Origin of the sequence: Streptodolium elevatio (genome assembly GCF_040649515.1) — a bacterium.
GTDB lineage: Bacteria > Actinomycetota > Actinomycetes > Streptomycetales > Streptomycetaceae > Yinghuangia > Yinghuangia elevatio.
This window is the reverse complement of the sequence record NZ_JBEZFP010000034.1, coordinates 53,624-75,060: the sequence shown is the minus strand read 5'-3', so window position 1 is coordinate 75,060 and position 21,437 is coordinate 53,624. Positions and strand designations below refer to the sequence as shown.

At 66.9% G+C, this 21,437-nt stretch carries 25 protein-coding genes and 3 pseudogenes; 17 read left to right on the top strand and 11 right to left on the bottom strand.

The window, feature by feature from the left end:
- Nucleotides 1-1,194: 1,194 nt before the first annotated feature.
- Both AB0C36_RS15930 and AB0C36_RS15925 read right to left on the bottom strand, forming a co-directional pair.
- Nucleotides 1,195-1,479: a hypothetical protein gene (locus AB0C36_RS15930; RefSeq protein ID WP_358354143.1), complete on the bottom strand. Its 285-nt coding sequence runs from the start codon at nucleotides 1,477-1,479 to the stop codon at nucleotides 1,195-1,197.
- 1 nt (nucleotide 1,480) lies between these two features.
- Nucleotides 1,481-2,014, bottom strand: coding sequence for an RNA polymerase sigma factor (locus AB0C36_RS15925; protein ID WP_358354141.1), 534 nt, complete (start codon nucleotides 2,012-2,014; stop codon nucleotides 1,481-1,483).
- 247 nt (nucleotides 2,015-2,261) lie between these two features.
- Between AB0C36_RS15925 and AB0C36_RS15920 the strand changes: the two genes are divergently transcribed.
- From AB0C36_RS15920 to AB0C36_RS15910, 3 genes and pseudogenes are all read left to right on the top strand, one after another.
- Complete coding sequence (locus AB0C36_RS15920; protein WP_358354139.1) at nucleotides 2,262-2,465, top strand: hypothetical protein; 204 nt, start codon at nucleotides 2,262-2,264, stop codon at nucleotides 2,463-2,465.
- A 120-nt stretch (nucleotides 2,466-2,585) separates the two neighbouring features.
- A pseudogene (locus AB0C36_RS15915) lies at nucleotides 2,586-2,888 on the top strand (DUF4238 domain-containing protein); the annotation flags it as partial.
- A 77-nt stretch (nucleotides 2,889-2,965) separates the two neighbouring features.
- On the top strand, nucleotides 2,966-3,694 hold the full coding sequence (locus AB0C36_RS15910) for a hypothetical protein (protein WP_358354150.1): 729 nt from the start codon (nucleotides 2,966-2,968) through the stop codon (nucleotides 3,692-3,694).
- A gap of 135 nt (nucleotides 3,695-3,829) precedes the next feature.
- Here AB0C36_RS15910 and AB0C36_RS15905 read toward each other — a convergent pair whose 3' ends face one another.
- Nucleotides 3,830-4,207, bottom strand: a complete 378-nt coding sequence (locus AB0C36_RS15905; RefSeq protein WP_358354137.1) for a helicase associated domain-containing protein — start codon at nucleotides 4,205-4,207, stop codon at nucleotides 3,830-3,832.
- A gap of 50 nt (nucleotides 4,208-4,257) precedes the next feature.
- On the opposite strand from AB0C36_RS15905, the gene AB0C36_RS15900 reads away from it, so the two are divergent.
- Nucleotides 4,258-4,827, top strand: coding sequence for a hypothetical protein (locus AB0C36_RS15900; RefSeq protein WP_358354135.1), 570 nt, complete (start codon nucleotides 4,258-4,260; stop codon nucleotides 4,825-4,827).
- Between the two features lie 146 nt (nucleotides 4,828-4,973).
- Here AB0C36_RS15900 and AB0C36_RS15895 read toward each other — a convergent pair.
- The 4 genes and pseudogenes from AB0C36_RS15895 to AB0C36_RS15880 form a co-directional block, all read right to left on the bottom strand.
- Nucleotides 4,974-5,828: pseudogene (locus AB0C36_RS15895) on the bottom strand (IS5 family transposase); the annotation flags it as partial.
- A gap of 104 nt (nucleotides 5,829-5,932) precedes the next feature.
- Nucleotides 5,933-6,364 carry a hypothetical protein gene (locus tag AB0C36_RS15890; protein WP_358354132.1) on the bottom strand — a complete coding sequence of 144 codons (432 nt, stop codon included), beginning with the start codon at nucleotides 6,362-6,364 and terminating at the stop codon, nucleotides 5,933-5,935.
- 3 nt (nucleotides 6,365-6,367) lie between these two features.
- Nucleotides 6,368-7,480, bottom strand: a complete 1,113-nt coding sequence (locus tag AB0C36_RS15885; RefSeq protein WP_358354130.1) for a DUF6192 family protein — start codon at nucleotides 7,478-7,480, stop codon at nucleotides 6,368-6,370.
- Nucleotides 7,481-8,352: 872 nt separating this feature from the next.
- Nucleotides 8,353-8,592: a hypothetical protein gene (locus AB0C36_RS15880; protein ID WP_358354129.1), complete on the bottom strand. Its 240-nt coding sequence runs from the start codon at nucleotides 8,590-8,592 to the stop codon at nucleotides 8,353-8,355.
- A gap of 272 nt (nucleotides 8,593-8,864) precedes the next feature.
- Here AB0C36_RS15880 and AB0C36_RS15875 point away from each other — a divergent pair, with 272 nt between their 5' ends.
- Entirely contained in the window at nucleotides 8,865-9,119 is a 255-nt protein-coding gene (locus AB0C36_RS15875) for a hypothetical protein (protein WP_358354127.1), read from the top strand.
- A 153-nt stretch (nucleotides 9,120-9,272) separates the two neighbouring features.
- Here the strand turns inward: AB0C36_RS15875 and AB0C36_RS15870 are convergent, their stop codons facing one another.
- Nucleotides 9,273-9,707, bottom strand: coding sequence for a DUF6210 family protein (locus AB0C36_RS15870; protein WP_358354124.1), 435 nt, complete (start codon nucleotides 9,705-9,707; stop codon nucleotides 9,273-9,275).
- Between the two features lie 187 nt (nucleotides 9,708-9,894).
- On the opposite strand from AB0C36_RS15870, the gene AB0C36_RS15865 reads away from it, so the two are divergent.
- The 6 genes from AB0C36_RS15865 to AB0C36_RS15840 all read left to right on the top strand — a co-directional run bounded on the left by AB0C36_RS15865 (nucleotide 9,895) and on the right by AB0C36_RS15840 (nucleotide 13,126).
- Nucleotides 9,895-10,398: an SMI1/KNR4 family protein gene (locus AB0C36_RS15865; RefSeq protein ID WP_358354121.1), complete on the top strand. Its 504-nt coding sequence runs from the start codon at nucleotides 9,895-9,897 to the stop codon at nucleotides 10,396-10,398.
- 450 nt (nucleotides 10,399-10,848) lie between these two features.
- Nucleotides 10,849-11,199 (top strand): hypothetical protein, encoded by a 351-nt coding sequence (locus tag AB0C36_RS15860; RefSeq protein ID WP_358354120.1) that lies wholly within the window; start codon nucleotides 10,849-10,851, stop codon nucleotides 11,197-11,199.
- 39 nt (nucleotides 11,200-11,238) lie between these two features.
- Complete coding sequence (locus AB0C36_RS15855; RefSeq protein ID WP_358354118.1) at nucleotides 11,239-11,508, top strand: hypothetical protein; 270 nt, start codon at nucleotides 11,239-11,241, stop codon at nucleotides 11,506-11,508.
- Entirely contained in the window at nucleotides 11,505-11,888 is a 384-nt protein-coding gene (locus AB0C36_RS15850) for a PIN domain-containing protein (protein WP_358354117.1), read from the top strand. Before AB0C36_RS15855 ends, AB0C36_RS15850 begins: the two co-directional genes overlap by 4 nt.
- Nucleotides 11,889-12,354: 466 nt before the next feature.
- The gene (locus AB0C36_RS15845) at nucleotides 12,355-12,699 is read left to right on the top strand and encodes a hypothetical protein (protein ID WP_358354114.1); all 345 of its coding nucleotides are present in this window, start codon (nucleotides 12,355-12,357) and stop codon (nucleotides 12,697-12,699) included.
- Complete coding sequence (locus AB0C36_RS15840) at nucleotides 12,692-13,126, top strand: RNA polymerase sigma factor (protein WP_358354112.1); 435 nt, start codon at nucleotides 12,692-12,694, stop codon at nucleotides 13,124-13,126. Before AB0C36_RS15845 ends, AB0C36_RS15840 begins: the two co-directional genes overlap by 8 nt.
- Before the next feature lie 126 nt (nucleotides 13,127-13,252).
- On the opposite strand, the gene AB0C36_RS15835 is transcribed toward AB0C36_RS15840, so the two are convergent.
- Nucleotides 13,253-13,486, bottom strand: a complete 234-nt coding sequence (locus tag AB0C36_RS15835) for a hypothetical protein (protein WP_358354110.1) — start codon at nucleotides 13,484-13,486, stop codon at nucleotides 13,253-13,255.
- Between AB0C36_RS15835 and AB0C36_RS15830 the strand changes: the two genes are divergently transcribed.
- From AB0C36_RS15830 to AB0C36_RS15810, 5 genes are all read left to right on the top strand, one after another.
- Entirely contained in the window at nucleotides 13,472-13,801 is a 330-nt protein-coding gene (locus AB0C36_RS15830) for a hypothetical protein (RefSeq protein ID WP_358354109.1), read from the top strand. The genes AB0C36_RS15835 and AB0C36_RS15830 overlap by 15 nt on opposite strands.
- 147 nt (nucleotides 13,802-13,948) lie before the next feature.
- Entirely contained in the window at nucleotides 13,949-15,316 is a 1,368-nt protein-coding gene (locus AB0C36_RS15825; RefSeq protein ID WP_358354108.1) for a Tn3 family transposase, read from the top strand.
- A gap of 114 nt (nucleotides 15,317-15,430) precedes the next feature.
- Entirely contained in the window at nucleotides 15,431-16,057 is a 627-nt protein-coding gene (locus tag AB0C36_RS15820) for a PadR family transcriptional regulator (protein ID WP_358354106.1), read from the top strand.
- Between the two features lie 17 nt (nucleotides 16,058-16,074).
- Nucleotides 16,075-17,040, top strand: coding sequence for a hypothetical protein (locus AB0C36_RS15815; RefSeq protein ID WP_358354144.1), 966 nt, complete (start codon nucleotides 16,075-16,077; stop codon nucleotides 17,038-17,040).
- A gap of 181 nt (nucleotides 17,041-17,221) precedes the next feature.
- Nucleotides 17,222-18,232, top strand: a complete 1,011-nt coding sequence (locus AB0C36_RS15810) for a recombinase family protein (RefSeq protein WP_358354104.1) — start codon at nucleotides 17,222-17,224, stop codon at nucleotides 18,230-18,232.
- Nucleotides 18,233-18,482: 250 nt separating this feature from the next.
- Here the strand turns inward: AB0C36_RS15810 and AB0C36_RS15805 are convergent, their stop codons facing one another.
- Complete coding sequence (locus AB0C36_RS15805; protein WP_358354102.1) at nucleotides 18,483-18,878, bottom strand: hypothetical protein; 396 nt, start codon at nucleotides 18,876-18,878, stop codon at nucleotides 18,483-18,485.
- A 63-nt stretch (nucleotides 18,879-18,941) separates the two neighbouring features.
- Here AB0C36_RS15805 and AB0C36_RS15800 point away from each other — a divergent pair.
- Nucleotides 18,942-19,230 (top strand): annotated as a pseudogene (locus AB0C36_RS15800) (transposase); the annotation flags it as partial.
- 463 nt (nucleotides 19,231-19,693) lie between these two features.
- Here the strand turns inward: AB0C36_RS15800 and AB0C36_RS15795 are convergent.
- Nucleotides 19,694-20,392 (bottom strand): trypsin-like serine peptidase, encoded by a 699-nt coding sequence (locus AB0C36_RS15795; protein WP_358354100.1) that lies wholly within the window; start codon nucleotides 20,390-20,392, stop codon nucleotides 19,694-19,696.
- Nucleotides 20,393-21,437 lie beyond the last annotated feature (1,045 nt).

Genomic DNA, 21,437 nt, shown 5'->3' with positions numbered 1-21,437 from the left:
CGCGCTGTCGGCCATCCCCGCCTTCTCCAGCCTGGCCAGCAGCGGATACACCGTCCCGCTCTGCAGACCGGTCCACTTGATGATCGCGTGGCCATGCGCCTTCTCCGCCCCCAAGGCGGTCAAAGCCTGAAGCACGGCCAGCATGGTCTGGGTCTTACGCAGTCGTTTACTCACACAGGATCTGTACCCCTAGTGACTTGTCCTCAACCAGGTAGAGATAGAGCCTGCGCGCAGGCGCCGGTGCTTTTGATCGGCCTCACTCGGAGTCCAGTCGGACGGAGGTTTCACGCGTTGGCGCGCCACGTGAGCCGTCGCGAGGTGTGGTGCGACGCTCTACGTGCGAGAGCCCCGCCGATTTCGGATCGGCGGGGCTCTCCTCGTACACCGCGTCCGTCGACTAGTTCGACATCGTCGGAAGCTGCCTTTGCATAATTCTCAGAGCAGGATCAAGACGATTACCACGACGAGGAGTCCGCCGAGGACTTCGACGAGAACGTCGTAGGCGAATCTGCGGCCTTTTGCTTTGGCACTCTGGGAGGTTGCTTTCGTATGGAATGCTTTAACGGCCTTCTTGATCAGCCGTGCAATACTTCGCATGTTTTACCGAGCTTCTGTGTTTGAACGAGTGTTGCTTACCTCCCTTGACGTTTCCGGTTGATGGAATCTCCTTCTGGATGTAAAGGGGCCCGGCACTCCTCTTTGTGTGCCGAGCCCCTCTTTTTACATCTTGTTGTTACTCCTCACAGTGCCTGAGCACTAATTGGGTGCACTTGCAGGACGGTGGTCAGCACCAGGCTGCAGTCCTGAGGTGCCCACCCTCCTTGCGGAGGGGACGGTGGCTGATGAGCGTGCTCCGGACCGTGAGGTTGTGGGTAGTCACGGTCATGAGCGTCACGATGCACACGTTGAGCATCGCGACGAGGGCTAGTACAACCCCCAGGACTGGAGGCTGTGGTGCTTCCTGTACCAAGGCGCTCGTCTCCCTTCTTTTCTTTCCTAGGACGTGTGTCCGTTGCTGTTTCTAGGAGCTGGGTGAGATGGACTCACCATGGGTCGATCTGCGCGAACCTGCTGCCGGACTGGTCCACGCAAGGTGCGTCGTTGAAAAGGAAGAGATCCACCGTTCTCTCCGGCTCTCGCATATTCCCGCTGCGGGTGCCGTTCCTTGCCCATGACGACCTCATTGCTGTTGTGCTACTTCCCGTTCGCCGCGTTTCGGTTTGCGGCGATTCCCCGAACGATGGCCAGCGCCATGCTCGTGCTCTGCATTGCGATGGCTTTGGCGACTGGAGGGCTCCCGGCCGGGCCGGCCGCCGTGAGGCGGCCGGCCGACGGGGCGTCCCCGCAGTTCTCGTGCTTGTCCGACGAGGGGACCCCGAGCCTGGTGCGCAGGTTCCGCATGAACTCGTCGGGGTCGTGGTCCGCCATCAACCGATCGAGGTTTTCGGCGTCCCGCTGGAGACGCTGTTCGATGTTCACGTCATGCCACCTCGTTGCTTTCCTCCAAGTAGGTCCTGAGCTTCCTGAGCGCCGCGTAGTGGACGCGGTGCACACGCGCGGCGGGAATGGACATCTCCTCCGCGATCTCGCGCGGCTTCATGTCCTCGTAGTAGCGGAGGATGATGATCTGAAACTCCTCCTCGCCGAGCTTCGCGAGAGCGTGACCGAGCTGCGCGTCCAGGCCGTTGCGGACCTGGTTCTCGAGCCACTCGGGGTCGGACAACTGCAACTCGGCGATCTTGTCCGGGTCCCAGCACACCTCCCGTTCGGCCCAACGCTTCTCAGCCCGGTACGCGTCGAAGAACGCGTTGCGCACCGCAGTGCGGCGGTAACCGGGGTTGGTGTTGATCGCATTGCGAGTGCGCGGGTCGTCGTAGACCTTGGAGAACTTGACCCACACGTCGCTGGCGACCTGCTGCGCACGGTCGAGATCGCGGGTGTAGTACAAGGCGATCTTGACCGTCTCGGGGTGCAGCTCGCGGCAGATGGTGAGGAACTCGCTCTCGTTCTTCACTGCCCCGCCTCCGCACCCGCGTAGCGGGCCCCGGCCATCTGGTTGCTTACGAGGCTCATCAGACGAGCCCCCTTCATCCGGTGGACCCCCGGAGGCCTTCTCCGGAGGAGGCCCTGCCCGGCAGGCAGGAGAGTGCCTCACACACAGAGACGAACGGATCATGTGATTTCTCCCGCGGCATCGAAGGTGCGCCACCCGCGTCGGCGGCGGAAGCTGGATCAGGAGGGGTGATCCTGCGGAGGCCGAAATGGATGCCGACGAACTCCTGGAGCGGATTCTCCAGGCGCACGACTACGCCAACGAGCAGGCCGACCGATTGGCCGCCGAAGCGGAGCGGGACGGCGATCCAAGCAAGGCGATGAACGGGGCGTCGTACCGGACGATCGCCGACGTGCTGGGCCGCATCCCCCCGCGCGGGCATTGGCGATCAGGATTCCCGGGGCTGCGGTAGACCCCACGACCGGGGCGCACCTGCTGGAGCGGCGACCACACCCCGGAACGATCCTGCACCCCAACCCACCGCCACGGGCGAAACTTCGGCGACATCGTCGGTGGGGGCTGGGCCATTGAGGTGGTGGATATCTGGGAGGCTGCTGAGTGGGATCCGTCCGTGGGGGTCGGGGCCCGCCACCACACCGTCCCCCGCTTGCTGATCGAGCCCTTCGCAGACTCGCGCGGCCGCGTGTGGGTCCGGGACCGCCGCACCGCCCGGCCTGGGCTGCGTATGCCCGCCGATTTGGCGGTGAAGGACTTCTACACATTCATCCACGTCGACGGCTATCTCGACGGCCGCATGGAACAGTTGCTGAGCCGAGTGGAGGAGCGAGGCGCGCACGCGCTGCGGGAACTGATCGGCCCCGTCGACGCCCTGAATGCCGCAAATCGGCGTGCCGCTCAAGCGGCCTGCTCGTCGGATTTCAAATGGTGCGCGGACAAGCCCACCGCCGTCGGTTGGAACTGCTGTCCGACATGTACTTCCGGATCGTCGGCACACCCACGCCGCCGTTGGGCAGGAAGGCGACCCCAGCCCAGCACCTGCGGCGTGCTGACTTGCGCAATGCGGAGTTCGTCTCCGCCCCTGAGGACCACATCCGTCAAATGGGCAACCTTGCACTCGACTTCCAGCCCTACCTGCTGGCAAGACCGCTCACCATCATGGAACTGACTGCCGGGGCACTGGTGTCTGGAGACGAACCCGTTGTCCTCAATCAGTCCGAGGACTACCCGGCACCCCTCCTCCCCCCACGGCGACGGATCCGCAGCCGTCGCCGCCGGGGGCAGCGGATTCCACGCCCCCGTCGGGAGCTGATCCAAGTCCAGAACAAGCGCGGAGGCATTGCACTGGCCGAGGAGATTGTGATGCCGGTCGGGCCACGCACGGCGGTCGTGTACGGACCACCTGGGAGTACAGCGCCGCCACTGGTGCAGCTCGCCCAAGACGACAGCCTGGCAGCCGCAGCCGAACTCAACGCGATGCTCCTCGAACAGACCTACTTCTTCGCCTACTGCCACCCCGACGGCCGATTCCTACTGGAAGCCGAACTCCCCGATGTAGGCGCCCTTATGAACGTCGGGGGTGCGACACCCGAACAGACTCGTCGCGCCACCGCCGAACAAGTCCGCCTACGCCCGATGCTCCACCGAGACAGGATCACACCCCGCGACCCCCGGCATCGTTGAAGGCCTAGCAAGCCATTACGCACCGTGGGAGTGGCGCGGACGGCGGCGTTGGCCAGAGCAGCCTCGCCTGGGCGCAGGAACGCCGAAGGGGCGCAACGGCCAAGGCTGCTGCGCCCCTTCCGGCCGGATGCTCGCCTACCGCCAGTCGAGTCCTTCCTCGGCGAGCCTGTCGAGCTGGTCGTCGGTGAGCTTGGCGCGGCGGCTCTTGGTGTTGGAGAGCCACACCCCGAGCTTCACCTCCATCGGCTCGCCGCCATCTCCGGAGGCCGCTTCCAGAGCCTCCACGTGGTTCCTGGGGACGGTCACAGACCCGGTCCGGTCCCGGTATTGCCGCAGGGCCGCCAGACCCTTCTCGAAGGCGCTGGAAGGGCCTCCAGCGGCTTTCTGGGCGGCTTTCGGAGCCTTCGGGGCCTTGGGGGCTGCGAGGGGCTTGATGCCGAGCTCGGCGAGGCGTTCGCGCTGTGCGGCGGTCAGAGCTCGTTCTTTAACTGCGACGACCTTCCCTGCTGGCATGTCGGGCACTGCGAGTAGCGTCCAGCCCGCGTGAAAGGGAGGGGGCGAGGATGGGTTTCTGGGGTGGGTTGGTCGTCGTCCGTTGTGATGGCGACGTTCTGGAGCTTGAGGCGTTGCGGCAAGACGAGCCGGAGTGGCCTGAGGAGACGCCGCTGCGTTGGGAGATCTGGCACGTCGCTGGCCAAGGGTGGCAGGTGGTCAATGTCTGGCGGGACGTGCCTGACGAACCCGAGGAGTTCTTGCAGGCGCTTGCTCTGGAGACTGGGTCGCCGACGCTGCTGGCCGTCGTGTTCGACAGCGACACGGCCTATCTCACGGCATTTGGTACGTTGTCAGGCGTATCCGAGGGGTGGATCGAAGCCCGCTCCGCTGCTGGCTACGCCGCGCAGGGCACCCCGCTTCCCGGCGGGCCGGAAGCGGGGGCTGGGGAGCGCGTGTGGTTCGAATGGATCGATGCCAGGCTTCCGGCTCACGCCGATGAATTGTCCGCGTGGGCCGACGCTGCTGGATTCAGCGGTGACAGCGAGCAGGTCCTTGAGGTGATGCGCGGCGACCATGGATGCGCGGAGGACCGCTTCCTGGGGCTTCTCACGGCGTTGGGAATCCCGCCTCGTTCGTGATCCTGGACGGGTTAGCCTGGTGACAGACGGTCCGGCGTTCCCTGCTGCCTTACGTGAACCTTCCGGGCTCTGGGGGCAAGTTCCTGCGGACGCACTTGGTCCGGTCATGCCCGCTGGGGGCGGCGTTGGGCCGAACCCGCTGTTTAAGCCGCGCGCTGTTCGCGCTTGCGCCAGGACTCGGCGGTGCGTGTCACCGTCGCGCCCTTGCGGGTAAGGCGTTTGGTCATCACCGCAATCGCTCCCCAGTTGACGTGGGCCTCGGCGTGCGTGGGCAGAGTCTCGTAGTCCCTTACGTTCCGGCGGGCTCGCAGCGTCCAGGCGTTGGTCCTTTCGACCACCCAGCGCTTGGGCAAGACGACGAATCCTTTCTGGTTCTTCGGCCGCGGGACGGTCTTGAGCGTGATGCCGAGCTTCGTGGCCCAGTCGGCGAGCTGGCCGGCGTATGCGGAGTCAGCCCAGGCAATCACGACGCTCGGGTTGGTCAGGCGCAGGCGCCAGAGGACATCGCGGGCGGCGTCGGCGTCGCGGACGTCCGCGCCGGTGACCAGAACGGACACCAGCAATCCCCGGTTGTCCACGGCCAGGTGTCGCTTCCGGCCGTTGATCTTCTTGCCCGGGTCGTAGCCGCGCGTTGCCCGGCGTACGGTCTCGGCTGCTTTGACCGACTGGGAGTCGAGGATGACCGAGACCGGGCGGGGGCTCTTGCCCGCACGCATCCGGATCCGGCGCCGGAGCTGGTCGCGGATTCGGGTGACCACCCCGGTCAGGGCCCAGCGGCGGAAGAATCCGAACACGGTGGGGAACGGCGGGTAGTCGGCTGGGAGCGCGCGCCATTTGATGTCGTTGTCCACGACGTACCGGATCGCGTCCACGATGTCGCGGCGGTGGTGCTTCTCCGGTCTGCCGCCTGTCGGTGTCCGGCAGGCCGGAATCGGCAGCAGCGGTTCGAGCAACGCCCATTCGGCGTTGGACGTGTCGGACGGATAGCACCGTCGGCGCATCCGCTGCGGTTCTTCGGGGCTCGGTCGTGTGGGCATGGCAGCACCAGGGGTGTGGCCCGCAGCAGCGGGCCACACCCCCTTTGCTCCTTCCTTGCGGGGAAGCCTCAGGCGGTCTTGCGGGTGCGCTCCAGTTGCCTGATGAGGTATTCGAAGCCCGACTCGACCCCGGTCAGCTGGCCGAGCATGAGCTTGACGTCCTCGTCGTCGGGCCGCAGCAGCGAGTGCGGGATCACGCAGCCGGTGACGATCCGCCGGATCGCGGTCATCTCCTTGCGGAAGGACCGCAGTTCGTAGGCCACCCAGTCCTCGGGGTCGGAGCTGAATCGGTAGCCGTTCATGCGGTCCCAGATCAGCGGGGTGAGACCGAGTTCGGCGGCGGTGTCGCGCAGATAGACGATGCCGCGGCGTACCTGGCTGCGGGACAGTTCGGTGGCCATGACCAGATGGGGCATGTGCAGGCCCGCCGGGCGCGCCTCCAGCAGCGCGACCCTTACGCGTTGCCCGCTCACGTTCGGCGGCAACGCGGGGCGCACCATGGCCTACTCGCCCTGCAGGATGCGTGCGAGCGCGGCGTCCAGGTCGACCGCGCCGGTTTCCAGGACGGACTCCAGCCAGTCGGCCGTGGCGCGGATCCGGGCGATGTTCGACTCGATCACGCGGCGCTCGTCGTCGGTGAACTCGTGTCCGCGCAGCGACGGGATGACCCGCCCAGCGTTGGTGACGAACCCAACGCAGACGCCGACCAAGTCGATGAACTGCCCGGTCCGCTCGACCCGGTCCAGCGCCGGGAACCGCTCGCGCAGCCCTTCTCCGAACTGCCGGGAGTTGTCGAACTGGGCCGTGTTGACCGCGTTGCGTGCGCCCGGGTCACTCATCGCCCGCCGTGCGACAGCGGGCCTGCGCAGCAGTTCGGCCGCGGTCTCCGCGGCCGCGCCGGGGTCCTCGAACTGCACCTTGTTGACGACCTGCTTGGCGCCGGTGTCACTCAGCGCCTCGGCGGCGACCTCGGGCCGCCGGAGCAGGTCGGCGGCGACCTCGGCGGCAACTTTGCTGTCCTCGAACTGCACGGTGTTGACCATCCGCTTCGCCGCCGAGTCGTTGAGGGCTGCCGTGGCGACCTCGGGCCGACGCAACAGGTCAGCGGTCGCACGGGCGGCGACCACGTCGTCCCGTGCCAGGTCGCGGATCTTCTCCACGCGCTCCTGCCGCGACGCCGGGTGCTTCACGCGACGCCCCACGACCCGGTTCGCCTCGTCCAACCACCAGCCGCGTCGGCCGGTCCGCTCGTTCAGCGGCTCGTCCGCGACGGTCGCGAACCGCTCGTCCGGGTCCGCGATCGACGCCAGGGCCGCGAGCACCGAGTACGACACCCCGGGGCGCCGCTGCTCGGCCGGCCACCGCGACGCCGTCCACCGGTACCCCAGCACCGTGCTGGTCGCCAGCCCGAGCCCCTCCGCGAACATCCCGATCGCGGACTCGACCGTGTAGACCTGCTCGTCGGCTGCCGCGTGCCCGCCGCCCCAGGGCCCCATCGGCTCGATCTCCAACGCCATGTCGCCCAGCTCCAGCTGGGACCGCGCTACGCGGTCGACCAGCTCGCGACCGCGCTGCAAGAGTTCCTCGAAACGCTCCTTGCTGACGTGTCCCACCATCTCCGACACGGTGACCACCGCCTCCGGCGCGCGCCGGGGACGACCAAAGCGGCCGATGGGGACCCGGCCGGCGCGAGCCCAGTGTCAAGCGACGCGCGCGCCGGTCGGCAGGAGCAGCGGCCAGGCGCAGGAGGCGAACTACCGCGCGCCACCCGCGCGTTCTCACCGCCGCCCCGCAGGCGATCGCATCACCGTTACTGCAACGCTCAAGCGAACGGCACTATTCGGTAAATCCGGGCACAGCCGCAGGCAGCGGTCGCCCTGTTCACCGAATCGTGACAACACCGACAACGGGCGGACTGCGACCGCGCGCCCCTCAACCGCGAGCTTTCCGACGGCGACAGGCACGTACCCGGCACCGGTCAGAGCAATAGACCGCCCGCTTCGCCCGCTCCACCCCGGCCGTCCACACCGCCCCGCACTCCGGGCACCGGACCCGCGACTCGATACCCCTGACCAGCGCGGCGACCTTCGCCCGGCTCCGCCGCACCAGCCGCCATTGCGCCGACCGGCACTTCGACGAGCAGTACACCTTCTCCGGCCGCGACTCCGGCCGAACCAAGGCGCCGCAGAACGGGCACAGCCTCTCCGGCCTCCGCTGCGACAGGCGTACGACCTTGCCGACGCTCACCCAATCAGCCTAGGACCACCGGTTCCAGTTCAAAGACGAGCACTGACGTGGGCACGGTAGAACGCGCTGAACTGCGCGTCCCTGTACTGCCGTTCGTCGGCGTCGCCGCGGCTGCCTGGGTCGGACTCGGTGTTCGGTGGGAGCAGGCCATGGCTGCGGTCGGTCTCGGTTCGGGCCATCGTGCCGGGGACGCCGGATCCCGGAGATGGGAGGGACGGCGCCTTCTCCGCGTCGTCGGGGGTCACCTCGCCCGCCCCGTATCGGCCGTCTGCACGACCAGGCGGACCCGGTGCCCGTCGGCGAATCGTTCCTCGACCCAGAGCCGGCCGCCGCCTTCGGCGGCGCGCACGGCGTCGCCGACGTACCCGGCACGGCCGGCCGCCTCGATCCTCACGGCGCGCCTGTCCGCGCGGCGCCGCCGCAGCCAGGCGTACACTCCGTAGACCCGCGCAGCCAACACCGCGCCCCCGAACGCATCCATCGCGACTCCCTCTCCGGTGCACCGGCCTCGGGCACGGCACCCACCGCCGCACCCTCGTGTCCATGAGAGCCGCATAGTGCCCTCGGTGTTACCTCGAAGCCGCGGATTCGTCCGTCATTCTTGCGACGGAGCGCCGCCCAAGGGGCTGCTCTGATCGGGTGAACGACCGTGTAAGGCCGTGGACTTGCCGTATGTAGGCGAGGTACGACTACCGGAACCAACCGGATCGTAGGGTCTGGTGGACGCGGATGGGTCGGGGCTCGGGGATGTCGATGGCTTTCGTGTACAGGTGCGCCGCGACGGCGGCCGCCGTGGTGTTGGCGACCGTGCCCGCTTCGGCGGTGACGGCCACCCCGGCCGGGGAACGCCATGCGGTGGGGGAGCAGTTCAGCTTTCGGCTGCACGAGGCGGTGCGCGAGCTACCGCTCGCCCAGGAGAGCCGCGACGGTTACGTCCGCACGAAGTTCAAGCACTGGGTCGACGCGGACAAGGTTATCTGGAGTGAAGAAGGTCAGATGGCCTCCTGAGCTTTGGTTCTAGTAGGTAGACATGTCCAGAAAGGGCATGGCTTGTAGGAGTGCCGGAGCGTGCCAGGGCCCGCTCTGAGGTCGGCATCGGCCCGCCGCTGTGATATCAGGCACCGGATGCGGGCTGGTAGGTGGCCAGGATGTCGCTGGCGCTCAGTCCGAGTTTGACCAGACCAGGATGCCGGGACCGAATTCCGTGGTCACTGGGATGTGCGCCTCGGTAGCTTCGGCGAGTCTCGTCTCGTCGACAGCGATGGGACTGAGCATCTGGGAGAAGTCCCCCGGCGATGTCCCCACGGGGATGGCGATGTGCGCCACGGCGGCGCGCAGGGCGTCGAGGTGTTCGGGCAAGCGGTCCATCGAAGCCCATGTCCCTTGCAGGCGAGTGACGAACAGGTCGATGAGCGCGGGGTAACCCAGCGTCGATTCCGTCGGGATCAGGTGTCCCTCGATCTGTGCATGGAGGCAGGCCAGTCCCGCGTGCTGGATCTCGTAGACCACACCGGTTGGGGCTTCGAGCACGACGTAGAGCCAGTCGTGTTCGAGGGCTTCAACATGATCGAGATCGACATAGAGGCGGTGGTCCATCCCCGTATCGTGCCGCGCACTGCATGGGGCGTCTTGCGTATTTCCCCGCCGACCAGCTCTGACTGCCCAGGTCAGGGCGGCACCGGTTGCGCCGTCTTGCCGCTGTCCGTTAGGCCGTTAGTGTTACGGCCCTGCAAACGGCGCGAACGAGACCGCGTCCGCACGGGCAGTACTGGGAGCAATGCAAATGATCGGATGGGCCGCGGAGATGGCGCAGCTTGCTGCGGAGTTCACGCGTGGCTTCGAGGCGACGCACGGGTTCGAGCCTGGTGACAACTACGTGAGACTTGCTGACCGCCAGGCCCGCCCGTCCACGGTGTGCGGCGGAGCCCTCCTGCCCGTATCGCTTGCGGACTTCTACAGCGTCGTGGGCGAGGTCGGCCTCCCGGACGTGCACTACGGTTTTTTCGTCGAGTCCGTCGAATCCGTGCTCGCGGGCGCCGGCACTGTGCACCCCACCAAGGCGGCTCGGGCGGTGGAGGGCGACATCGTCGTGTTCGGCACGAACGGCGGTGGCGACCTAATCGCGATGACGACGGACGGGCGTGTGTACATGATGAGCGGCGCATCGGGCCCCTGGCCCGTCCTCGACGTGGACGAAGCCGACATTAGAGCCGCCTTCAGTGACCTCGCGGAGTTCTTGGCGTTCCTCAGGACTCATCTGCGTGACGCCGTCGCCGACCTCCGCTGACACAATGCAGCGGTCTGACCCGGGCACGCGGTTTTGAGACGAGCAAGCACCGGGACGCGGGTGAGTGCGCATGAGCGGTCCGAGGCCCGTGCTCAGGGGAGGGTCGGTGGGTGGCCGCGTTCGCGCAGCAGACCCAGCGCTCGCTCCAGGTCATCCCTCAAGGCGGCGGTCTCCTTGCGCATCTCCTTGAGGCGGTGGCGTAGGGCTGAGCCCGAACCGACGGTTCGGGCTTTCGTCGCTTCTCGGGGCACCCGCGGCAGCCGCGCCCGGCCGATGACCCGCCCCGCGTCTGCCCCGACGATCGGCCGCTACGTAGGCCGCCGGACGTTCCCGCTGCTGTAGTACCGCGCCTCGGCCTTGCGCCTTGGCCGCACCGCCCTGTCCGTTTCTGCCGGTCGACCGGCAGGTCCGTCGGCGGTGTGGCCGCCGCATGCCCGAAAGGCGCCCCTCATGAACCTGCCCTCGGCTCTGCCCACCGGTGCCGGCGTCGGCGCTGCGGTAAGCGCCCTGTCGGGTATGCCGTGCTGGGCCACGGCTTCGCTCGTGGTCATCGGCTTGGCCAAAGCCGCGCAGCCCTTCTATGAAGGGTGGCTGCGATCACTGGAGGAGCAGCGGCAGTGCCTGTTGGCCCAGCGCGAAGCAGCCCGTCAGCACTACGAACGGGCCCGCCTCGTCCGCATGCTCGATGCGGCCGCCACCGACCCGCAGACTCGGGCGCAGCACGTCATCGAGATGACGAAGGCGCTCAACCCTCCGCCGCCCGCCGATCCGCCGGCGCCGCCACCGACCGGCCCACCGTGACTGGGCCTCCACGGGCTCTACCGGCGGTAGAGTTCGGGTATGGACGAGGACACGAGCATCAAGGTGGCCAAGGCGACGCGGGAGCGGCTGGCGGAGCTGGCGCAGGAACGCGGGACGACGATCCGCGGTCTGGTGGAGTCGTTGGCGGCGTCCGCGCCGACGAAGGCCGAACTGCGGGCCCGTGCCGACGTGGCGCGGACAGAACTGCGCGAGCGGTTCGGGATCGAGGTCACGCCCGCGGACGAGACCGCCGGACAGCGGCTATGGGACCAGCTCACGGGCCCGGCCCCTACGGCGGGGGCCGCGTGACCCCGGTACTGCTGGACCACACCGCGCTCCTCGCACTCGGGAAAGGCCACCGCCAGCTGTCGGGCTTCGTCGTCGCCGCAGCCGGCGGCCGCGGCGTCCTCCAGGTCCCGGCACTGTCGCTGACGGTCGCCGGTGGCGAGCGCACGTACCTCGCCGAGCACGTCGCCTCGCTGCCCGGCGTCGAGATCGAACCACTGGACCTGCCCGCGGCGCTGGCCGCCGGGGATCTGCTTCGGGCGGGCACCGACTGGCGGGTCACCCAGGCGGTGCACCTGGCCCGCCCCACCCTGGACCACCCTGTAGGCAGGCCGCTGATCAGCTTTGAACCGCAGCTGTACGTCGGCACTGGCATTGACCCGATCACCCCTACTGACAGCTGACGCCCGCGACTTGTGTTGACCAGTGGTTGGTGGCGGAGCGGGGGCGAGATAGTCGAACGTGCCTTCGGACCGATGTCTGGGCGCGAGCCTGCTCGAGGACGGCCAGGCCGTGGACCTTGGTGATGAACAGCCTCATCGCCCGGGGCTTGGTCAAGGCAGAGGCTGTGACGACGGACTGTGACGACGGAAACGCTATGAAACGCTTCGCTACAGTCCGTAGCAACTCACCTACGGACGCGACAGAACGGCGCGGAGTGGGATCTTGCCCTTTGTATCGCGTCTGACCTGCAGTTTTGTCGCTCCGTGATCATGCTGTAAACTCTGTGTCGCGCGGTCAACCATGCGCGCATGCGATTTCAAGCCCCGAACGGGATACCCCGGCGGGGCTTTTTCGCGTTACGAACCCTACTCACCCCCGAAGGCCCCGGGCACCCGCCCGGGGCCTTCGTCGTTCCTTGGAGGCACAGTGAGACTGCCCTACGTCGCGGCCACCACCGGCCCGGCGGCCCCGGCCCCGCCGTCAGAGCCACCCGTCCTCGGCACGACCGCAATAATTGTCATCGCGGTCGTGCTCGGCGGAATCCTCCTGGCATGGGTCGCGGCATCCGTGATCAAAGCTCTGGGGACACACGCCCTCAACAAGGCGTCCGCCGAGGATGTCCCTGCGGTGTTGAAGGTCCTGGGCACCTGGATCGCACCATTCACCAAGTTCATGCCGCACCGCTGGGGTCCCCTTCCAGCAGACCCGGCCGCTCCCACCGCCCCGTCCACTCCCGCACCCGCACCGGACCAAGGAGCAGGCAGTGCATGACCTCACCAGCAACGCGGTGATCGGCAAAGTGGCCGCCGAGCAGCTCTTGGTCGGCCTGGCGCGGTTGGAGACCAGTCAACGCGCCCTGGTCTTCGCGGTCATCGGCATGGAGATGTCCATCGCCAGCATCGCGCGCTCTCTGAACATCACTCCCGGCGAAGCGCAGCAACGGATCCAGGACGGACTGGACGCGCTTCGCAGGGACGAGGCGGTACAGGAACTCGCCGGGGTCTACTGCATCGGCGACCGCGGCGACTTCCACGCACACATTGCCCGTCTGCAGCTCGAAGACTGGTTCTGCCGCTGGTGCCTGGGATTCCAGGTCCAACGCGGCAGGGGACGAACCCGCATCACCTGCAGCGACCGCTGCCGCCGCGAGATGCACAAGATCACCCGGCAGAAGCCCGCCGACCTGGGCAAGGGCTGAGCGATGACGGGCCTCCTGCCGGGCAGACTCTCGATCCGGCAAGGCAGGAGGCCCGTCCATCCCAAGACGACAACGGGTCCGACCGAAACGCAAGTCCGCGCTGCTGGCGCGCGTCGCGCCTCGGATTCAGGCGCCGGGGTTCCGCCGGGTCGCAACGAGGTCGTGCCAGCGTTGCCGTGTGACCGGCTCGCCGTCGACCCACTGGGTACGGGTGTGGTGGTCGAGGGCGCGGTCGACCATGAAGTACGTCAGGTCGACGTAGTAGGCGTAGTCGCCGTCGCTGGTGCGCGTGCGGAGTCGGTCGATGGTGTCGGCGGCGTGGCGGTACGCACCCACCACGGCCTGTTGGAAGCAGACCACCAGTTCGAGCGTCGGCTCCTGGGTCGCGACCAGTCCGGCGACCCGCATCCGCGTACGCACCACCTCGACCCGGGCGTCGAAGTCGCCCGCGGGGACGCGTCCGGCGTCGCGGGCGAGTTCGGCGATTTCGAGGGTGAATCCGGTGGCGCGCAGATCGAGGCCGGCGAGCAGCTGGCGAGCGAGGTCGATCTCGTCGTCGGCGAGGCCGGGGTCAGTCGTTCTGCGTCCTGGAACATCTGCACCGCGCGCTGCGTCGCCGGGACGTCTTCGCCACGGGCGGCGACCGCTGGGGTGACCCCCGCGCCAAGCTCCTGACCGGGGGGAGGTGGGTGGCCGCCGAGCCGACCGTGCTCACTGCTCTCGGGTTGGAGAGCGAGCCGGCCGGGCACTTGGCTGAGCTCGCCTCGGCCCTGCACGCCGCGTACGTCCAGGTCGCCGCCGGGCAACAGCGCGCTTCAGGTCGTGGACGGGAAGCTGAGGCTGGCCAGGCTCGGCAAGGCCGAGGAACCCGCGCTCATGCCGGCGTTCCGCCGGCTGGTGGGCGGGATGCTGCCGAAGGTCGACTTCCCCGAACTGCTGCTGGAGGTCGCTGAACTGACCGGCATGGCGGACGCGTTCACGCACATCTCCGGCGCGGACTCCGGCATGGAGGGCTTCACCACGAGTCTGTGCGCGGTGCTGCTGAGCGAGGCGTGCAACGTCGGGATGACCCCGGTCGTCAAACCGGACGTCGCGGCACTGACCCGGAGCCGCCTGGTCCAGGTCGATCAGGGCTACTTCCGGGCGGAGAACATCTCGGCAGCGAACGGCCTGTTCATCGAGGCCCAGGCGAAGATCGACGTCGTACGCGCGTGGGGCGGCGGCCTGATCGCCTCCGCCGACGGTGTCCGCTTCACCGTCCCCGTGCAGACGCTGTACGCGGGTTCGAACCCGCGGTACTTCGGGCTGCGGCACAAGGGCGCGACCTGGCTGAACGTCGTCAACGACCAGGTCATGGGGCTGGGCGGGGTGGTCGTGCCGGGCACGCTGCGCGACTCGCTGTTCATCCTCGATGCGATCCACGCCCGCGACGGCGGCCCGAAACCGGAGACGGTCATCACCGACACGGCGTCGTATTCCGACATCGTCTTCGGCCTGTTCGCGATCTGCGGCTACCAGTTCGCCCCGAGGATCGCCGACATCTCCGACGCGCGGCTGTGGCGGACGAACACCGCGGCCGACTACGGGCCGTTCCAGCCGGTCTCGAACCACACGATCCGCCTGGACCGGATACGCGCCCACTGGGGCGACATGCTCCGCGTGGCGGGCTCCTTGACCCTGGGCGAGGTTCGCGGCCACGACCTGATCCGCATGCTCTCCCGGGACGGCAAGCCAACCGGGCTCGGGGACGCGTTCGCCCACTACGGGCGGATCTTCAAGACCCTGCACCTGCTCCAGTTCGTCTCGGACGAGGGATACCGGCGCATGATCGGCGCGCAGCTCAACGTCACCGAGGCCCGCCACCGCCTCGCCCGCCGCATCTTCTTCGGCCAGCGCGGCGAACTGCGCCAGCACTACCGCGAGGGCATGGAAGACCAGCTCGGAGCCCTCGGCCTGGCCCTGAACGCCGTCGTGCTGTTCAACAGCCACTACATCGACACCGCCGTCAAACAGCTCGCCGCCGACGGCTTCCCCGTCACCGACGACCTGCTCACCCGCCTGTCCCCGCTCCAGTACGACCACATCAACTTCCTGGGCCGGTACGCCTTCACCCGGCCGCCGGCGCCGGGCCTGCGCTCGTTGCGCGACCCGAACAGCGACGACGAGACCGACGGGGGCGAGAACGCATAGCCCGCAGCACTGGTGGCGCTCCGTGATCAGCGGTCGAGCTGGTTCTCGATGCGGAAGATCACATACTCAGCGGCCATTCCAAGAATAGTTTATTTGGACTGATAGAGTTCGACTATGCCACGTCGCGCTCTCGACAACCCGATCGTTCTGGCAGTGCTGGGTCTGCTGCTCGAACAGCCCTCGCACCCGCACCAGATGCTTGCCGAACTGCGAAAACGCAGCGACAACCATGCGGCCGCGATCACGCGGGGCACGCTCTACAACACCGTTGCCGCCCTGACCGAAGCGGGATGGCTTGCCTCGCAAGGCCAGCAGCGCCTGGGAAACCGTCCTGAGAGGACCGTCTACGCCCTCACACACGCGGGCCGTGACGAACTCGTACGACGCCTGGACTCCCAGATCCGCAACCCCGAGCGCGAGTTCTCGCAGTTCCTGGGCGCAGTCACCTATCTCGGCGCCCTCGGGGTGAGCGGCGCGGTGGAGGCCCTGGCCGAGCGTGCCCGACGCCTGCGGCAACGCACGGCCGCCGATGAAGAACGCTTCGCGGAGGCCCTGGCGGCTGGCGTACCGCGCCTGCACGTCATCGAGGCCGAATACGCGTTGTGCCTCGCTCACGCCGAGATGGCGTGGATCGATGCGGTCATCGACGACCTGCACACCGGCTCACTGACGTGGCCGACCGATGCGGCGACAACCCCAACACCCCCGGGAACGCCGAACCGAAAGGAATCGAACGCGTGACCCTGACAGCGCACAACATGCTCTTCGGGATCTACCCGGGCGGGGTCACCGGTGATGACACCGGGGGCCTGGCCGGCGGCCCGCCCGATGACCCGGCCCTCGTGTCGAATGCACTCGACAGCCTCCAAGGGCAACCAGGCCGCCCCTTTCTGGTACGCGCCTACATCGGCTTCGACGACACCACACGCCTCGGCGAGCCCCACGCGACCGCGACGCCGGCCGCCGCAGCCCAATACGCCGTCCGGGGGCGCCGCTTGGACCTGGTGGCGCAGTACCAGTCCGCAGCCGGAGACGTCGACGGCTACTGCGACTTCCTGCGCGAGCTGGTCGAGCAGTACGGCGCGGTCACGAGCACATTGCAAGTGACCGAAGAGCCTAACGTCACGTCGAACCCGACGCTGGACGGCTACTACCCGGCGGTGCACGAGGCGATCGTCCGCGGGGTTTCCGCCGTCAAAACGCGAGCACGTGAACTCGGGTACACAGGCCTGCGGGTCGGATTCAACACGACTCCTCTGTTTGGGCTGGCAACCTCCTTCGTCACCGATCTGACCAACCTCGGGGGAGCAAGCTTCACCGCCGATCTGGACTACGTGGGCCTGGACTTCTTTCCCGACGTCTTCCAGCCCGTCGACGCATCCGACCTCCCGCACGTAGTCGAGGGACTGCTTCGTCATCACCGTGACTTGGTGCTCGCACCCTCCGGACTGGGGCACCTACCGCTGCACATCACCGAGCACGGCTGGCCCACCGGGCCCGAACGCCGCCCGCACCGACAGGCTGACGTCGTCGAGACCGTGGTGAAGGTGATCGCCGCCCAATCGAAGCAACTCCACTTGAGCGGATACACGCATTTTGCGCTGCGCGATGCCGACAGCGCCCAAACGGGGCTGTTCCATCAGTTCGGCCTCACCACCGATGACTACTCCCCCAAGCCCGCATTCGAGACCATGAAGATGCTCGTCGAACGCTTCAGCGTCTGAAGGCAACGATGGGTGGGGGCCGGCTGCCCCCGTGATCGCAGTCTGCCTCCACTCTCATAAATGACCGGATGCGAGAGTTCTGCGAGAGCCCCGCAGGCGCCCGCGTTACCGCAGGTCGTCGCTCGCAAAACTCCCCTCAAAACCCGCACGTTGTGCGAAGGGGTTCTGCGAGACTGCCGCCATGGATCTGACGCCCGATCAGGCCGCACTCGCGGTGGAACGCCACGACTGCCCCAACTGCGAGGCGCCCGCTGGCAGCGCCTGCCGCACCCGGGGCGGCAAGACCGCCGCGAAGTACCACACCCCCCGCTTCGTCCTCGTCCCCGCACTGCGCGAGGAACTCCACGTGCCAGTCCCCGCCGACCGCGGCCCCGGCCGGGCCTGGAAGCAGCGCCCGAAGCTCGCCGCGGTACCGGCACCGCGCGTCGAACGGCCGGTGCGCATCGGATACGCCCGCACCTCCACCGCCCGGCAGGAACTCGCCGGCCAGCTCGAAGCCCTCCGCCGGGCGGAATGCCACAAGGTCTTCTCCGAGCAGATCAGCACCCGCGTCAAGATCCGGCCCGAATTGGAGAAGGCTCTGGCGCTGGCCCACCAGTTCAAGGAGGCCGCGCCGGAGACGCCCGTCATCCTCACGGTGCACGAGCTCAAGCGGCTGGCCAGGAACGCGGCCGAGCTGATGACGCTGTCCGCCGAGCTCCAGGCCGGCGGCATCCAGCTCGAACTCCTCACCGGCCCGCTCACCGGCGTCTACGACCCGAACGGCATGGGCGCCATGTTCTTCGCCGTGCTCGCGGTCGCCGGGCAGATCGAACGCAACTACATCCGGGAGAAGACCCTCGAAGGCCAGGTCATCGCCGCCTCCAAGGGCAATCACGGCGGCCGGCCGAAGGTCATCGACGATGACATGCTCACCTTCGCCGTCGCCCTGAAGGACAAGGGCGTCCCCGTCCCCGACATCGCGAAGAAGCTGACCATCAAGACCGGGAAGAACGCGGGCAAGCACCCGTCGGTTGCCTCGCTGTACCGGGCACTCGCGGAAGCCGAAGCCGCCGCAGTGGACGACGACCTGCCGATGCGGCCCAAGCCTGCACGCATCCACCAGCCCGGGGACCCGCTCACTCCTGAGGAGATCGACCTCCGCGACCGACTCCAGACCCAGCCGCACCCGAACGCGGAGATCCGCAGCTAGAACCCGCATACCGCGAACATCACGGGACGGCCGTCGGCGTACCGCTAATTTCCGTTCCGATACTCCCCAGGGGCCGTCCTGGTCCGGGGCGCTCGGGCGCGGTTGTCTGGTGGTGCCCCGGCACCAACGCACCCGCCACCGCGGCCGCGTCGAGACCTGGGCCTACCCCCTGCGGCCCGTCCTCGCCGATGATGAGGACCTTTGAAAACATTGGATGGCTTGTGGCCCTTATTTCGTGACGGTGAAGAGGTCACCTCGCGGCCGATGGGCAGCCGCCGGACTGCCGACGCGAGTACCCGACGATCGCGGACTCCGACGTCGCGGGTTCGCCGCCGCCGGCAGGGGTGTGGGTGTAGGACGCCACGATGGACCCCTCGGCGACGGCGTCCAGGACACCGTTCCAGGGGATGGTGTAGCTGACTGTGGTGGTGCGGGCCATGAGCCTCACGACCCCCTGGGCGGTCGCGGCCACGACCTGCCCGTCGGCATCGCTGCAGACTGTGACGTCGAACGTGATGGTGTCCCCGGCGTTGAAGGGCAGTCCGTCCACCATGACCAGGACGCCGTCCCAGGGCCTCTGCCGGTATGTGATCCCGTGTGGCGGCTCCTCATAGGGAAATTCCGGATGGTCGCTCTCGACCGACATACAGGTTCCTGATCGTCGACGCTTGAAGCGGACCTGGCCTCGACTCGCGATCATGCATCCCGTGACCGGGGCAAGCCCGGCTCCAAGCTGCACGTCCTGTCCGACCGAGCCGGGCTGCCCTCGTCGTCGGCATCTCCGCGGGCAACTGCCATGACAGCAACGGCCTGAGGCCTCTGGTCGAAGCGCTCGTGGCCAAGCTCGACCCGCACGGCGGCCGACCATGAAAGCCGGGCAAACTGCACGCGGACAAGGCGTGTGGCAACCCGCCGCTGCGGAAGTGGTTGCGCGGCCGGCGGATCGGTGTGCGGATCGACCGTAAAGGCGTCGACACTCCCAACGGCTCGGCCGCCACTGATGGGTCATCGAACGCGTGAAGTACCGCTTCGTTGATTGCGACGATCGAAGAGGGCTGTACACGGGATGACTGCGATCACGTCGGCGACTTCGAGCGCGAGGTGCTGCGCGACGCGGCAGAGAACATGAGCTGTACTCGACGCTCTACCGGAAATACGGGTCGGGCTCGACGCTAGCCATCCTCTCGGGCGTCCAGTATGTGGGGTTTCCCGCGGGAACGTCGTGGATACAGGGCCAATGAGCGGCTCCTTTTCGGGCGACGTAGAGCCATTTTCTGGTGAATGCGACTTCTGGCCTTCGGACGCTTCGCCGAGCGCCACGAATGAAACGGACGCGATAGCTACGGCTGCCGCTGCTGAGCCGATAATAGTAATAGTTCGTCGCAAACTCATGCGCGTCCTTTCGAGTCCGCCCCTTGAGGCCTGCTCTAAACAGAAAGGCAGGCCCCAAGGAAGTCCTATCTATTCGGGATATGGGATGTTGGCCCAGTCTATGAGCGTGGCGAAGTCGTCATCGAAGTACGGGCCTCGAACCGTGTCATTTGATGCCCCTTTCGCCGTTACCGACGTTGCCCAGCCCAAGTAGGTTGTGTAGTCGAAACTCATTAGCCACGCACTGCCGCTATCGCCGCCATCGCTCTCGAACACGTCCGGCGCTTGGCTCATCCAGTTTCCGCCGGGGAAGGCGTATGCCGTATACATCTCCATTTCCCCACCGTTTGTCTGACTATTGCCGCCGATTGGGTATCCTTGGATTTCAACCTCGCGTATTTCGGGGGAATTGAATATCCAGCCCTGAGACCCCACCAAGTCTTGGATCCTCGACGTGTTTGTCTCGTCCAGGTTCCAGACCGTGATGAATGCGTAGTCGAAGTACTCGGGGCTGGAATCTGCCCAGTTTCCGGCGAGCATTGCACTGTATGGCCACCAGCGGCCGTACGGCTCCCTTTCTGCCTTGGTGGCGCCACTTGCAGAGTATCCGGGGACGAAAAGGATTTCGGAAAACCAGCCCTCGCCCTCGCCGCCATGGACGCCGTGGACGGCGGTGAGAACGGTCGATCTGTTGCCGTTGGTAACAACGGAACCGGTGCATGAGTGCAGTGAGGAGTCAATCGGATCTATGTACCACAGCCGACCGACCGTAGAGGTTCGCGTGTACATCGGGCCAACTGTGCTCTGGAGCGCAATAGATGGCCTCTGGGGCGGCTGGGATGTCGGTATCGATCGCTTGGCAGCGGTTTGCGGTTTCGGGCCAGCCTCTTGTTTCGCAGGAGCCGACGAACCGTTACGGATTCCTTCGGCCATCCGCTCTGGGGTCCAGAAATCCCTCGATTTCGCGTTCTCCTCGCTGGAATACGACTTAGACATCGGAGTCAGTTTTCCAGGCGGAGCGCTGGGCTCCGGCGCGGCCGTTGCATGACTGGAAGTCAATAGAATCAAAGCACATGCGGCAGAGGTCGCAGCAATCCTTACGCGAATCTTCACCCGTCCCCATTTCGTTGACGACTCGGGAGACTACGAGGCTACCGATGCCAACTACGCAGACAACTAGATGGGGGATTCGCTTTCCTATGGGTACTGAAATGGCCTCAAATGTCAAGTTTCCCCCGGGTTTTCGTGGCATCTTTCTCGCGTGAAGTGTACTTGCCGAGGTTGTTCTCGTGTGCAATGTCGGCCTTCGCAGGCCCCCAACGGGCAGGCGTACCGGCAGCGCATGATCGCCCAGGGATGTTGAGGAGGGGCAGTCAAGGGATGCTGTTGGTAATCTTCGCTGTCAGTGTGCCGCGATTCCGAAGAGCTGCTCGCAGAGTTGGCGAACCCTGTTCCGCGACGTCCCCGTTCAAGCGAAACAGCCATCGGGCGCCGCGTCACCGTGGCGAAAGCCAGCGATCCCACCAAATATCACCAACAGCGTCCGAAATATCCGCCACAGCGGTTTTCAAAAAGTTTTTTTCAGCCTCAAGAGCGGCACCCGGCACCCCTGGGTGACAGAACCCTACGAGTGATCCGAAGCCCGAGGAAAACGTAGGGCCCCATTACCGACGTCGACGCCGGCGAACGCGCCCCGTCGAGCACCGCGACGGCCTGCGCCGCCTGCTGCGCGCCGCATGCAGAATGGACGGAACCGCCCCGCGGCCCGGCCACGACATGGTGCGCTGGCTCGGCGTCGGCTCCGCGCTCGTCGCCCGCAAGACCTGAACGCCGC